Here is a 13750-nt window from a genome sequence, read left to right as displayed (position 1 = left end):
TTGTGCGGGAAAGCGGCGGCCTGACAAGGGCTTGTGACGACGGAAACTCTTGTGTTCGCGTTGGCGTGCGCATCCCCCGGGCCTCGTGGCCGGGGTCGCGTCGTGTCGAGAAACATCGGGGCTGTCGCCGAAAGGCGGCGCGATGCGGGCCTCTGCATCGCATGCGGGCGGAGTGTTGCGGTGATCCTTGAAAAGGTCGATTGCGCGGAGAGTCTCGACTCTGGATCGTTCCTGCGCGGGGCGATTGACGCGTTGCCGCATCAGATCGCCGTGCTCGACCACGATGGCGTGGTGATCGCCGTGAACGAATCCTGGAAACGCTTCGCGCGTGAGAACGGCGCCTCTTCGCGCGCGGCTTTCGTCGGAGCGGATTATCTCCATAACTGTCGCGCCGCCGCGGAGACCGACATTTACGCGCTCAGAACGCTTGTCGGATTGGGCGATATTCTCGCGGGCGAGCGCGACCAGTTCTCGATCGAATATCCATGTCGCGCGCCCGGAAACGAACGATGGTTCCTGATGCACGCGGCGCGCGTGAATCAACCGCCCGCAGCGGTGGTCGTCAGCCACACGGAGATCACCGATCGCAAGCGCATGGAAGAGGCGCTGCGGCGCGGTCAGGAGGATTTCGCGCTTGCGCAACAGGTCGGACAGATCGGCTGGTGGCGCCTGGAGACGAAGAAGAACGAATTGACATGGTCCGATGAAACGCGCCGCATATTCGACGCGGAAAAAGCCGCTCCGCTGACCTATGACGACTTCATCGCCATGGTGCATCCTGATGATCGGGCCATCGTCAATGGACGATGGGACGCGGCGTTGAACGGCGAGGCCTATGACGTCGAACATCGCATATTTGCGGATGGCCGTGTAAAATGGGTGCGAGAAAGGGCCTATCTGGAGTTCGACGCCGCTGGCGCAGTAGCGAGCGCATTCGGCATCGTGCAGGACATAACGGAACGCAAGGCCGCCGAAGCGGCGCTGCGCGACGCCGACCGGCGAAAGGACGAGTTTCTCGCGACGCTGGCGCATGAACTGCGCAATCCGCTCACGCCGATCCGAAACGCCGTCCATCTCCTGCGCCTCAATTCCGAGACTCCCGGCAGGGAGAACCGTAATCCCAGGCTGTTCGAGATGGTCGAACGGCAGGTCAGTCATCTTGTCCGTCTTGTCGACGACCTTCTCGAAGTGTCGCGGATCACGCGTGGCAAGATCGAGTTGAGGAAGGAGCGCCTCGATCTGACGGCGCTCCTTCGTCATGTCGTCGACGCCAGCCAGCCGGCTATTCAGCGTGGTGGTCATGAGCTTCGGATGGACCTGCCGTCCGAGCCCCTGATCCTCGACGCTGACCCCGTGCGGCTTTCGCAAATCTTCACGAATCTTCTCGACAACGCGGCCAAATACACCGAGGCGGGCGGGACCATTACGCTGACTGCGGCGCGACAAGGCGCCGCCGCGACGATCAGCGTGCGCGACAACGGCGTCGGCATTCCTGCGGAATTGTTGCCTCGCGTGTTCGAGATATTCACGCAGGTCGATCGGTCGTTAGGCCGGGCGCAAGGCGGGCTCGGCATCGGCCTTGCGCTCGTTCGCAGCCTGGTGGAGATGCACGGAGGTTCGGTCGAGGCCGACAGCGCGGGGCTGGGTCGTGGAAGCACATTTGTCGTTCGTCTGCCGCTGGCGGCGGGCGGCGCCGCGGACAGCGAGACAGAAGACGGCGCGCTTCAGGGAGCGATGGTTTCCCGTCGGGTTCTGGTGATCGATGATGATCGGGACGTGGCCGACAGTCTTGCGATGTTTCTCGAGACGATGGGAGCGACGGTGCGGGCGGCCTACAGCGGCGACGCGGGGCTTGACGCGCTCGGCGAATTTGATCCGGAACTCGTTTTCCTCGATCTCGGCATGCCGCGAATGGACGGCTACGAGACCGCCCGCCGTATCCGCTCGCGGCCGGAGGGACGAAGGCTTCCCCTGGTGGCGCTGACCGGATGGGGGCAGGACCAGGTCTGCGCGCGCGCCCGCGCGGCCGGTTTCGACCGGCACCTCACAAAGCCTGCCGACCTCGACGCGCTGCAGAACCTGCTGGTTTCGCTCTGACGCTCAGACCGCTTTGAGGCCCGCGCGCCCGGCCGAGCCGTAAATTTCCTCGACGGCGGCCCATTGGGTTCCGCAATCGACCGGCGCATTCCGGTCTCGTGACCCGGCGCCCGATCAGCAACCAGGCCGGCTTTGGCTTCTCGCGCGGAAAAGCGACGACGGCATTGCCGGCCGTCGTTCAGACGCCTCGAAGATCTAGAGCCCGGCGCGCAATCCATAGAATTTGTTCATGGAGATGTCGGATAATCACAAAAGCTGCGATGTTGACAAGCGGTGAACGAAATCTCAGATTGCGCAAATGAATTACAATAGCAAAAATAAGCACTTATACGGATGGACTCCCTTTGTCGAGGTTCATGGCGTCTTCGTTACAGCCTGCTGCGACGGCCCCTATGTCGCCCGCTCGGCGGCCGAGGGGAACGAAAACTGGAGCTACTGGTATGTAGCCGGACCGGATGGCCTCACGAATGCCTGGCGTGTCGGAGACGCCAATTGCGATTTGCCGCTCGGCCCGCGCGTTTTCGCGGAAGCAGCCGCGAACGCCCTGAATGAAGCTCTGAAGGCGAAGCCGTCGAAACGGATTCTGGCAGAGCCGCCAATGGCGCGCCGGTGATCGATGCCGACTTCATCCCCCGGCGCGGCGGGGGTGAGCTTTTGTCGCTTTCGGATGGTGAGCGGCGCAGGCTTTTCATGAAGGCGTTCTAGCGCCCCGGCGTCAGCGCCTCCTTCATACGTCGATGCGTGCTCTCGAAGGCGGGCGCATAGTGCGGGTTTACGTTAGGCGCCTGAATCTCGATATAATTACCGCCCTTGGCAATTCCGTTGTCCAGTATCGCCCTGAAATCATCGATGGTTTCGCATGTGCGGGCGACGAAGGGCTTGTAGATGCAGCCGCTGCCCTCCCGAACACCCATGAAGCCATTCATTTGCCATCCGATTTGCGCGCCCTTGTGGCCGGCGTCGAGCACTTCCTGAGGCGCCTTGGCCTGCCAGAGCGCGTTCCATTTCACCATCAGGCGATCCCGGAACATCGGAACCGCGGCGTGCAGTATCATGACTGTCAGGTCGTCCGGCGCGTCATGCGACGGCGTATAGATCTGTCCATTGTCGTCGATGGAAGGAAAGGCGCCGCGGTGGATGATGTCCATCGCCAGGGTCTTGTCAGGAAACGCCTGCGCCGTGTCGGTCGCAATTTTCATCCACGCCGAGAGGATCCTGTTTGGCGTAAAGCCGGCGTCAGCCCAGATCGCCGTCGCATCGGACTGTTTGCAGGGACCGTCGTCGGGCTTGTTCGCCGCGACTCGCAATTCCTCCGTGGTGACATTGATGCCGCTGAGCTTGACGATCCTGACCGCATCATAGACAGCCCCGCGCGGCCGGCCGGCGACCTGCATGTCGCGCAAGTGCCCGGAAAGCGCAGTAATCATCGCGCCATATTCGCGCAGATAGGCGGGATGCCAGGGCGACGGCTGCGCGAGGACCGAGCAAAAGACGCCCCGCGGATTTCTGTTGTAATTGAAATTGTTCCTCGGCACGCCAATCTGCGGATCATAGAGCCACTCCGGCGCAAAATGGCCGGAAATGATTCCCAACGACAATTTCTTGTTCAGCAGGATGGCCTTCTCGACCCATTTGTCGAGATGCGACCAGTCATAGACATGGGGGGTCGGCTCCACCAGATTCCACTCGATCGAGATGGCGGCGCCATCGATATAATCGGCCGCCAGAGCGGCGTCGTACATCTCGTCGAAATTCTTGAGCGAGGGATGGTTCATATACACATAAAGGCCCGCCTCGCCTCGCTTCTCTGCGCTGGCTGAAGAGAGGGAAAAACACTCCGATAATAAAAGCGCCGGCAAGGCGAGGAGCCAGATCGATCGTCGCCGCCTCGTGGCGCAGGACGCGCGATAGCCGATCCTGTGAGCGGTGTGACGCGGTTTCATCGAGGGCGCTCAACTTTCTCCGGCGCTTACGCAGGGGGCGCGCGGCCGGCGCTCGACGCCGACGCTCACGCGGCAACAATGTGCGAGATTGATCCCAAGTCCTCGTCGATGTCCATCGGTAGGTGCGGCGCGACATAGTCGTCGAGCTTCAAGACCCAGGTCGAGCCCGGCTCGTCCCCGATGATTTCGCTGAAACCGAGCTTGCCGTAATGGTCGCGGACCATCTGGTTTTTCGCGCTCGGAATATAGCGCCCCACCAGCGTTTTTGCGCCGGCCGCCCGAGCCGCGGCGACCAGATGCCGCAAGACCGCCTCTTCGACGCGCCGCCCCAAAACCCTGCAACTCATGAGCCAGGTGTCTATCGTCCATTTTTCGTCGCCGATATCGGCGATCACGACGCTGATCATCCCGTTGTCGCCGAAGCGATCCGCAAGGCGCACCTGCATCGTATGCTTGCGCGGATCGGCCGCCATTCGGCCGACCTCCAGTTCCGTATAGCGCCGGGTGGTGAGGTTGAACTGGTTCGACTTGTTGATCAGTTGGGCGATTCTGGCGCAGCCTTCGGCGTTGAAGCGCTGAATGGCGCATTTCATTCCGAGCGACCGCAGATAGGCCTCCATATCGCTGGCGACCGCCTGCAATGACGCGCGCGCCGCGTTGGCCTGGTAATCGTCGGCTCGCTTTCGGTCCTCATCGCCGAAGGCGACGGCCTCGAAGTAGCCAGCGGCCATGAGGGCGCGCGGATAGAGCGCGGGATAAGACGGCAGCTCCGGCACGGCGACCATCGGCAGCTCGGCGCGCACCTGCGCGCGTTCCGCCGGGTTGTCGTCGAGGAACACGAGCGCGTCGAGACCTATGTTCAACGTCTCGGCGATGACCTTCAGATTGGCGGCCTTGTCGAGCCAGTTCGCCTGGAACACGGCGATATGGTCCTCCTTCAGGACCATTTCCGAATGCTCCCGGAAGGGCAGGCGCGCGGCGGCGTCTTCGTTCTTCGAGCTGACGGCGAGGATGACGCCGCGATTTCGCAGTTCGAGCGCCATTTTCTGGATGGAGAGGAACGCTTCGCCCGCTGCGGAGCCTTGTCCGAGCCTGATTCCGGCGACGCCGTCGTCACCGATCACGCCGCCCCACAGCGTGTTGTCGAGGTCGAGGACGAGGCATTTGCGCGATTTGCCATAAACGGCTCCCAGCGTCCGCGCGACGAGCTCGGCGTATGGCGGGATGACGTCGGCGGAGAAGGGAAGCTTGGTCGCGTGCCACTGCTGCGGGTCGTCCCAGCGCTCCAGCCCGATCGAACCGGCAAGCCGCGCCACGTCGACGATGACGAAACCATTTTCGGCGGCGAGTTGCGCCAGCCCGCTGTTGAACGCGTCGACCTGCGTCAGCGGGGCGCCGGAATAGCGCCGGTCGAAACTGCCGAACAAAGGCTCCATCGGCGGCACGATCGTCTGCACGAGTATTGCGCCCTTCACGAACTGTTGAAGGCCGGCGCAGATGGAACGGACGACGCCGAGCGCCATCTCGGCAATCTGTTGCGATTCCTCCGGTGAGAAGGCCGCCCTGTCCAGTCCCAGCCCGCGACGGTCGCAGGCGACGAGAACCGCGTCCAGCCCCATCCGGCGAAGCGGACTGTCCGGATTCACCGCGTCGTCGACGGCCCTGCCGTAGTCGCCTTGGATCACGCGTATCCGCAGGTCACGGCGCGTCGCCGAAGCGGTGATCGCCGGTCCGAGCAGGGAAAGAGTGCCGTCGCCGATCAGGCCCAATTTGAGCTGTCTGGCGACATTGCCGCCCTCGGGCAGATCGTCGACGACGCGCGCGAGCTGGGCGAGCTGGACTTCGTCCAGCGCGCAATTCCCCAGCGCCTTCGCGCGCAGCCACAGACTCTCCGGATCGACGCCCTCCGCGGCGTCGCGCCTGATCCCGCGAACGCAATCGCGAAAATCCGCAGGCGACGACGGCAGCCAGCCGAGTCCTGTCCACATGTCCTGCTCCTAACCCGCCGCTTGCGCGCGCCGCGCGACGGCGGCCACGAGATCGCCGACGTTCTTGAGCCCCTCGATCTCCTCGTCGGAAAAGCGGAACTGAAATTTGCGCTCGAGGGCGGTGAGGATCCGGACGTGTTGCAGACTGTCCCAGCCCTCGACTTCGTCCGCTGTCGTTGCTTCCGTAATCTCGCCAGCGTTCTCGAGATCGAGAACATCGACGATCACAGTCCTGATTTCTTCGAGCATGTCTGGATTTGACATCTTGTTCCTCATGCAAGTTTTCGAATATCTGTCGCCGTATTTCCCTGTTTGTGACGCCGGCAGGAGAAAAAGGCGGCCCTGTCTGCCGTCAAATGCGCTGGTGGGGGTCGAAGCTGTCGGAAAACAAACGCGCCCATTGCGATCTCAAGGGGAGATTGCGCGGCGGGCCCGTCAGCAAGCGAGTGATCTGGTCCTCATAAAAGGCGAACCAGCGTTCCCGAAACGCTCGATACTTTTCCCCGTCGCGCCGGACGGGGCCGGACACGAAATGGGGAAAGAATCTGTCGCCATGGCGTTCGGCCGCAATCCAGATCGTTTCGCAACGGGTTTCATAGGCGATGAATGGCGCGCCTTCCGCCATTGGCACTTCAAGTCCGAGGACATTGATTTTGGCGTTTAGCTTTCCGGCGAGACCATCAGGCGCCATGAAGATCGAATAACCATCCTCGATCGCCCTCACGCCCTGATATAAAGCCGTTCGGGGATCTTTTACGTTGAAGTGGTCTTCCGCCGATTTGACCGAGAAAATGCGGCCTTTCGCTCCAGTGCCGCAGACAAAGGCTAGGGTCAGGACTCATTGATTGAGGTAGAAGGCTACGGCTGCAGCGATGCAGATTGCCGAGAAGAAGGTATGGGCGCATCTGTCGTAGCGGGTTGAGATGCGTCGCCAATCCTTGAGTTTGGCGAAGAGGTTCTCGATTTTGTGGCGCTGCCGGTAGAGCACCTTGTCGTAATCGAGAGGGGACTTGCGGCTTCTGGTTGGCGGAATACAAGGCTCGGTCCCACGCGCCCGCAGCTCTTCCCGGAACCAATCGCTATCATAACCTTTGTCGGCGATTAGCGCCGATGCAGGCGGGAAAGCTTTGAGCATCATCCGCGCGCCTTTGTGGTCGCTCATCTGCCCTTCAGTTAGAAGCATCGCAAGCGGCTTGCCGCCGCTGTCGCAGACGACATGGAGCTTGGAGTTCAACCCACCTTTCGTGCGTCCGATACAACGGGAAAGAACCCCTTTTTTAAGAGGCTTGCCGCTGTGCGATGCGCCTTCAGATGGGTCGAGTCGATCATGATCTGCTCGGGCTTTGGCCCCTCGGCGGCGAGCGCCGCGAAGATACGGTCAAAGACGCCAAGCCGGCTCCAGCGGATGAAGCGGTTATAGAGCGTCTTGTGCGGCCCATAGCCTTTGGGTGCGTCCTTCCATTGCAGGCCATTCTTGATGACATAGACAATGCCGCTCACCACCCGCCGGTCGTCAACACGTGGGACGCCATGCGCCAGAGGAAAGAACGGCGATATCCGCGCCATCTGACGCGCGCTCAGCAAAAACAATCCGCTCATCGAGGGCTCCCGAATCAGAAACCCTTGTGAATCACGGCTCAGCCAAATTTAATAGGTCCTGAGCCTAGGCTCAGCAAATTCACGAAACCGCCATGAAAGAAGACGACCAGAGTTCCTCTGGAGGGACTGAATTGTCGAAAGCCGCGACGCAATGTTTTAACATCCAGCAATGCAAATAGCGCTCGGATGTCGGCCTCGGGGAACATGTCGCCCCACCGGTCCGCCATAATGTGATCGAGAGCGAAAGCCTCTTCCAGATCGCGCATCCATCGGTCGCGTGGTATTTCATGGAGGCGATTGACCGCGAGCAGGCGGTTCGCCAAATTGGGCGGCATTTCCGCGCGACCTGCGAGGATCTTCGAGGTATTAAGAAGGTTGCGAAAGTTGATATCCTCATGGCCCAGATACTTGAGCCGCGTGAGCAACTGCAAATTTTCCTGCCCGACGTAATTGAACCTCGTCATCAGATCGAAATTTGAAAAGCGCGGCGGCGGCAGGCGGCCTTGCGCCTCCCGCGCCGATATATGACCGAGAATCCTGTCTCGCTGGCCGAGGTGGTCTCCGAAATCCAGCAGCCTTGCGATAATTTTCAGATGACCGAAAGTTATGTCCTCGCGAAGGAGGAGCATGCGCAGGAAGGCGTCGGAGGAGGCGCGCCTTCCGTCTTTTTTGATCAGCGCGCTGAGCCTGTCCAGCCCGAATTCCATCCAGACTGGAATTTCAACGAGGTGGGCAAACAGGTCTCCAGCCGCTTCGAGATTCTCGTTCGACAAATGTCGGATCAATGTCAAATGAAGTTGGGCGAAGCTCGACGGGAGCGCCACAGCGTCTGGGAGCGCCGGCATAATTCATCGCCTCGAACAAAATTTCGTAACATAAGCTTGACTATTATTTTATTTTGTCACGGTGCGCAAGTCGTCGTCGGATCGTCAACCAGCGCCGCATCGCTCGCGGGCGCGTCGCCGTTGATGATTCGTATGGGTCTGACCACCAAAAATCGAGATGTTAGTCGCGTCATTCGCCGCCTGCCATCGTTTCTTCGTTTTGGATTCCACTAAATAAATCTCCGACGTCGACACGCAGTCGCGCGCGATTGTGACGGCGACATGCAATCGAAAGTTGTGATGCGGCGTCTGGAAGGCGCGCGACCGTCGTCCCAGATGAGAGGGCGACAAAATCTGCGTCTTACCTTGACCTTGGCAGGCAAGCAGGCAAAATGACCGGATATTTGCAAAGGAAAACTCAATGACGATTGTCGATGGTCCGGTCGCGTCCCAACTGGATCCAAACACGGCGCTCGGCCGCGTCATCTCCACCGTCGTTGCGTCATGGCCGGAGCACGAGAAGCTGCTCAATACGAGTTTGCGGGTTCGCAGTCCTCGCGTCCTGCAGCAAAGCGAACATGTCGCTGAAATGATCGAGAAGCTCGCCGATGGCGGCCTGGAGGCTTACGTCAGGGGCTATCGCTGGATGTGCGACATGGTCCGCGCCGAGGAACTCGAGTTTCTGCGCAGCGGGCATTATCAACTCAGTTCTTTCGCAGAGGCGTTCGCGACCGTTTATTCCAATGACGAGGTGATGGCGAAATATATGGATGGTCTGCTCCTGTCGCAGGTGTTGTGGAGCAACCATGCGCTGATGCTTAATTTCTATATCGACGCATTCCTTGCGAATGCGCGCCGCGACGGCCGGCATCTCGAAATCGGGCCCGGCCACGGATTGCTGCTGGCGCTCGCGGCCCGGGAAGGCCGTTTCCGCGAATTGACTGGCTGGGACGTCAGCGAGACGAGCCTTCAGCACACGGCAAAATGCCTGAAACGTCTCGGCGTGACGACGCCGACAAGGCTGCAAGAGCAAAACGTCTTTGCTCTCGGCGACGTGTCTGAGCAATTCGACAGTGTGGTCATCAGCGAGGTTTGCGAGCATCTCGAGCGGCCGGTGGAGGCGCTCGTGGCGTTGAAGAAGGTCATGGCGCCCGGGGGCCGAATTTTCGTCAATGTGCCGATCAATGCGCCGGCGATCGATCACATTTATCTGCTGCGGACGCCCGAAGAAGTGGTCGATCTGGTTCGGCAGGCGGGATTTGGAATCGAAACCACCTGCATCGCGCCGGCCGCCGGCTATTCGGAAGCGGTTGCCCGCAAGCGAAACGCCACGATTTCTGTCGGCGTGATTGGCGTCGCCTGAGGCAAACGAATCATGACGGACACAGGCGTCGCAGCGATGAACCAGTTCGGGCTCACCTTCCATCATTTCGGCCTGGCGGTTAAGCGGCCGGAACATGCGCGCGCCCTTTTGTCAGGGCTTGGCTATCGCATCGGCGAGCCGATCTTCGATCCCGAGCAGAATGTCAATTTGTGCATGGGCGAGCACGACACGATGCCCCAGGTCGAAATCATTTACTCCGGCGGGCTCCCGGGCCCGATCGACAAGATGGTCGCCCGGCACGGCAGCGGGATCGTCTATCACTTGTGCTACGTCACCAACGATCTGCAAAACACTCTGGCGCGGATCGCGGAGGCGAATCTGGATTGCATTTGCGTCGCGCCGGAAAAGCCTGCCATCCTTTTCGATGAGAAGCCGGTTTCATTTTATTTGATTTCCGGTGTAGGACTTATTGAAATTATCAATGAGAATCCTGCCGGGTAAGGCCTTGTCGACCAACGACGGCGTCCCGACCCGCGGGGCGCCGTGACGTCTCGAAGGCGCGGCTGGACTGGCGAATGGCAACGCTTGGCGAGAGAAAATGATTTATACGCCATTCATCCGTGATCTGATCAATACGGCCGGCCTCGTCATGGACATGGCCGGCGTGGCGGTCATTCTTCTTGGCGCTCTCGTCTCCACAATCGTCTTTGTTATGGGCCTGAAGGAGCCCGCAACGTCGTTCCGGCTCTACCGGAAGAATGTCGGCCGTTCGATCTTGCTTGGTCTGGAGTTGCTGGTTGGCGGGGATATCATCCGAACCGTCTCCGTGGAGCATCCGGGGCTCGTTGACGTCCTTGTCCTTGCCCTGATCGTTATAATCCGAACGGCGATGAGTTGGGCGATGGAGGTCGAACTCGAAGGACGTTGGCCATGGCTCGCTGCAAGCCTCGACGACAAGACGCAATCCAGACACGACCCCGGGCAATCGTGAAAATGCGGGACGCGCCGCGATCCGCGCCTGATGAAACGACGGGCGGCGGTCGATCCGTGCTCGCTCGCTCCTGCATCGGGCATCGCTGTCAGGCCGGGCCATGCACATGAAAATTTTCGTCATAACCGGCGCCGGCGTCTCGGCCGAGAGTGGTCTCGGCACATTTCGCGACAAGGATGGAACGGGCCTCTGGGCGCGTTTCGATCCGATGAAACTCGCGACTCCTGAAGCGTTTCGACGTGATCCCGGCGAGGTTCACGCTTTCTACAACGCCCGCCGGCGCAACCTGCTCGCCTCCGAACCCAACTCCGCGCATATCGCGATCGCGCGGCTCGAGACCGGGCTGGCGGAGCGGGGTGGAAATTTGACGCTCGTCACGCAGAATATCGACGATTTGCATGAAAGGGCCGGCGCCGCGCGCGTGCTGCACATGCATGGGGAATTATTGAAGGCGCGTTGCGTGAACTGCGGCGAAACGTCTCTTTGGAAAGATGACCTCGGCGTCGATGATCCGTGCCCGCGTTGCGGGAAGAAAGGCGGACTTCGGCCGCATGTCGTCTGGTTTGGCGAAGTTCCGCTTCATCTCGATGAAATTTACGGCGCTTTGAACGACGCCGATCTCTTCGTCGCCATCGGCACGTCAGGCTCCGTCTATCCGGCCGCCGGCTTTGTGTCGCAGGCGCGACAACGTGGGATTCGGACCTGCGAGATCAATCTGGAGCCGTCGGATAACGCTGACCAGTTCGACGAACGGCGGTATGGGCCGGCCAGTGAAGCCGTTCCCGCATGGGTGGACGAGATTTTCGTCGCAGACTGTTGAATGGCGAAGCCGGTCGCCGCCGCTGAAAAGCTTGCCGGGCCTGGCCGCCTGATCCATCGAAATTCCCTGACGCTCTTACGGCCATCGGCTCCACATCGCTGCAGAGGGGGCGGCGCGCGGACCGTAGCCCGATGTCGGGCCAATCGAGCTGGCGGCCTCAGGAATGTTCCTTCGCTCATGCCGTAGACATCGCTCCGCCTTGCGCGGGCGGCAGGGAGGCGTCGGCTTCACGCGCGGGGGCGTCCTCTGGGCGAATCCCGCCCGCCGTGTCGGGACAGGCGTGGTTAGCTATAAGTCTCTTCAATCACTTTTTCGGCGAGGAACGGATCGAGCGCGTTTTTCTTCACTGATGAGAGCTTTCGCATATGAGGGCTATCAATAGGCAGGTGAGGAGTTTAGCGACCAGCGGTGTCATCTCCTGCGAGTGGCCGTAGGAATGGGCGCTGAAAAACGCCACCAGTGACGCCGATAAGAAGCAAGGCAAGGCCAATCGCTTTGTGCATGGAAACCTCCCCGCGTTCCGGCATTCGAGCTGTTGAAGGCATGGGAAAAGCAGAAGTTGATTGCTTCCAATGTTTTTGGACGCTGCGTCGAGCGAAGCTCGCAGTCCTCGAGAATTCGCCTTTGGGGGCAATAGGCATTAGCAATTTAATTGCCGCAGTGTCCTTCTCGTCCCGTTTGCTCCGCAATCGCGTTCAGCAGGAGGTCGTATCCAAGGCGGGGCTTTTGGTTCATTCGCTGGTTGATTGCCACGCCGTGCGCCCACTGACGGCACCGAGGATCCGCCACGAGACGCTCTGCTATCCACCACTCGCCAAGGTGCGTCATCATCAATGCGGTGCTCATCAAAGCTGGAGACCTCCATAAACCGCGATTTTGGCTGGTGGAGGTCGTCGCATACCGGCGACCGTCTCGCGAGCGCGGATTGGGCTGGCTGATATCTTGGCCTCAGGCGGCTGCGGCAGCCTTACTGTCGGCTCCCGGCCTCAGGCCGTTGCGTATTTTCCCTTCAGGAAGACGAAGCGGCGCATGTTGTAGGCGAGATTGGCGAGGCCGATCTTGACCCTGGCCCTTCCGATGCCGATCGTGCGGACAAAGAGGGCCATCGGTCCCTTTTGCAAGGCGAACACATGCTCGACTGCGCTGCGCACCTTCGACTTCTGCGCATTGGCGATCCGCACGCGTTCCGGCATCGGCCGGCCCTGCGGCTTCTTCCTGTGGATGCGCGAGACGAAGCCGCGCCGTGTCAGCATGGCCTCGTTCTTCGCCGAGCGATAGGCCGTATCCGCCCAGACGTCGCTCGCCGTGTTGGTCCGGTCCAGAACGTCTTCGAGCCGCGCGCCGTCATGCGCGGCGGCGTGGGTCGCCGTCCATTTGCGGATGAGGCCGAAGCCGCGGTCGATCGACACGTGATTCTTGTAGCCGAACGCCGCAATGGCCAGATCGACCGGCGGAAGCGAGCCATCCTCGCGCGGCTTGGCCTTGCTGTATTTCACCGTCCAGCGCGCGTCGCGATCTTTCTGCGCGAGCTTCTTCGGCTTGTCCGTCCAGCCATTCGGAATGCGGCCGTCCCGGATCGCCTTCTTTTCTTCAAGCGTATTGCGCTGCCTGGGCGCGGCGACGATCGTCGCATCGACAATCTGTCCGCTCATCGCCAGAAAGCCCGCTTCGCGCAGCGCCGTGTCGAAGCGCGCGAACAGGGCGTCGACGGCGTCGGCCTTTTTCAGCGCCTCGCGAAACGACCAGATCGTATTGGCGTCGGGAACCGCGTCGGCGAGCCCCAAGCCGAGGAAGCGCATGAAGGACAGCCGGTCCTTGATCAGATATTCGCAGCGCTCGTCGGAGAGCGCATGCATGGCCTGCAGGATCAGGATCTTGAACATGAACACATGATCGAATGGCGGCCGCCCGCCCTTCGAGCGATCCCCGCGCGGAACCGCCGACTCCAGAGAAGGGCGGAACAATTCGAAATCGACGAGAGCGTTCAGCCGCTCCAGATCGTCGCCCTTGGCCGACAACTCCGCCAGGCGCTCGTCCACATCGAAAAAACCGGGAGCTTCTTTCGTCATGCCCGCCATCCCCTTCGCGACATGATATGAGTGAATCAGCTCAAGCGCATTTTGCCCAGGGGTTTATGGAGGTGTCCAGCTTCGAGCAAGAGCAT

Annotated in this window: 13 protein-coding genes; 7 read left to right on the top strand and 6 right to left on the bottom strand. The window is 60.8% G+C overall.

Translation table 11 applies throughout. The features are described from left to right. Nucleotides 1-180: 180 nt before the first annotated feature. Entirely contained in the window at nucleotides 181-2097 is a 1917-nt protein-coding gene (locus LG047_RS06725; RefSeq protein ID WP_227966036.1) for an ATP-binding protein, read from the top strand. Nucleotides 2098-2395: 298 nt separating this feature from the next. Next, a complete protein-coding gene (locus LG047_RS06720; RefSeq protein ID WP_227966035.1) occupies nucleotides 2396-2710 on the top strand; it encodes a hypothetical protein in 315 nt (104 codons plus the stop codon). An 88-nt stretch (nucleotides 2711-2798) separates the two neighbouring features. Here LG047_RS06720 and LG047_RS06715 read toward each other — a convergent pair whose 3' ends face one another. From LG047_RS06715 to LG047_RS06705, 3 genes are all read right to left on the bottom strand, one after another. Then, a complete protein-coding gene (locus LG047_RS06715) occupies nucleotides 2799-3872 on the bottom strand; it encodes a hypothetical protein (RefSeq protein WP_227966034.1) in 1074 nt (357 codons plus the stop codon). A gap of 233 nt (nucleotides 3873-4105) precedes the next feature. Next, complete coding sequence (locus LG047_RS06710) at nucleotides 4106-6028, bottom strand: HAD family hydrolase (protein ID WP_227966033.1); 1923 nt, start codon at nucleotides 6026-6028, stop codon at nucleotides 4106-4108. A gap of 9 nt (nucleotides 6029-6037) precedes the next feature. Continuing rightward, nucleotides 6038-6292: an acyl carrier protein gene (locus tag LG047_RS06705; protein ID WP_036288988.1), complete on the bottom strand. Its 255-nt coding sequence runs from the start codon at nucleotides 6290-6292 to the stop codon at nucleotides 6038-6040. Between the two features lies 1 nt (nucleotide 6293). On the opposite strand from LG047_RS06705, the gene LG047_RS06700 reads away from it, so the two are divergent. Further along, nucleotides 6294-6692 carry a hypothetical protein gene (locus tag LG047_RS06700; protein WP_227966032.1) on the top strand — a complete coding sequence of 133 codons (399 nt, stop codon included), beginning with the start codon at nucleotides 6294-6296 and terminating at the stop codon, nucleotides 6690-6692. A 174-nt stretch (nucleotides 6693-6866) separates the two neighbouring features. Here the strand turns inward: LG047_RS06700 and LG047_RS06695 are convergent. Next, a protein-coding gene (locus tag LG047_RS06695) for an IS5 family transposase (protein ID WP_227966031.1) occupies nucleotides 6867-7627 on the bottom strand; the annotation gives its coding sequence in 2 pieces (ribosomal slippage) (nucleotides 6867-7309 and nucleotides 7309-7627; 762 coding nt in all). Between the two features lie 38 nt (nucleotides 7628-7665). Continuing rightward, the gene (locus LG047_RS06690; RefSeq protein WP_227966030.1) at nucleotides 7666-8472 is read right to left on the bottom strand and encodes a hypothetical protein; all 807 of its coding nucleotides are present in this window, start codon (nucleotides 8470-8472) and stop codon (nucleotides 7666-7668) included. 400 nt (nucleotides 8473-8872) lie between these two features. On the opposite strand from LG047_RS06690, the gene LG047_RS06685 reads away from it, so the two are divergent. The 4 genes from LG047_RS06685 to LG047_RS06670 all read left to right on the top strand — a co-directional run bounded on the left by LG047_RS06685 (nucleotide 8873) and on the right by LG047_RS06670 (nucleotide 11586). Further along, nucleotides 8873-9814: a bifunctional 2-polyprenyl-6-hydroxyphenol methylase/3-demethylubiquinol 3-O-methyltransferase UbiG gene (locus LG047_RS06685; RefSeq protein WP_227966029.1), complete on the top strand. Its 942-nt coding sequence runs from the start codon at nucleotides 8873-8875 to the stop codon at nucleotides 9812-9814. Between the two features lie 36 nt (nucleotides 9815-9850). Further along, nucleotides 9851-10276, top strand: a complete 426-nt coding sequence (locus LG047_RS06680) for a VOC family protein (RefSeq protein ID WP_227966028.1) — start codon at nucleotides 9851-9853, stop codon at nucleotides 10274-10276. A gap of 97 nt (nucleotides 10277-10373) precedes the next feature. Then, complete coding sequence (locus tag LG047_RS06675; protein ID WP_227966027.1) at nucleotides 10374-10766, top strand: DUF1622 domain-containing protein; 393 nt, start codon at nucleotides 10374-10376, stop codon at nucleotides 10764-10766. A gap of 106 nt (nucleotides 10767-10872) precedes the next feature. Continuing rightward, the gene (locus tag LG047_RS06670) at nucleotides 10873-11586 is read left to right on the top strand and encodes an NAD-dependent deacylase (protein WP_227966026.1); all 714 of its coding nucleotides are present in this window, start codon (nucleotides 10873-10875) and stop codon (nucleotides 11584-11586) included. A gap of 986 nt (nucleotides 11587-12572) precedes the next feature. Here the strand turns inward: LG047_RS06670 and LG047_RS06665 are convergent. Beyond that, nucleotides 12573-13655: a transposase gene (locus tag LG047_RS06665; RefSeq protein ID WP_227965592.1), complete on the bottom strand. Its 1083-nt coding sequence runs from the start codon at nucleotides 13653-13655 to the stop codon at nucleotides 12573-12575. Nucleotides 13656-13750 lie beyond the last annotated feature (95 nt).

Source organism: Methylocystis sp. WRRC1, assembly GCF_020733155.1.
In the GTDB taxonomy this organism is placed as follows: domain Bacteria; phylum Pseudomonadota; class Alphaproteobacteria; order Rhizobiales; family Beijerinckiaceae; genus Methylocystis.
Note: the sequence above shows the minus strand (reverse complement) of the source record. Positions and strands in the feature narration are given on the sequence as shown.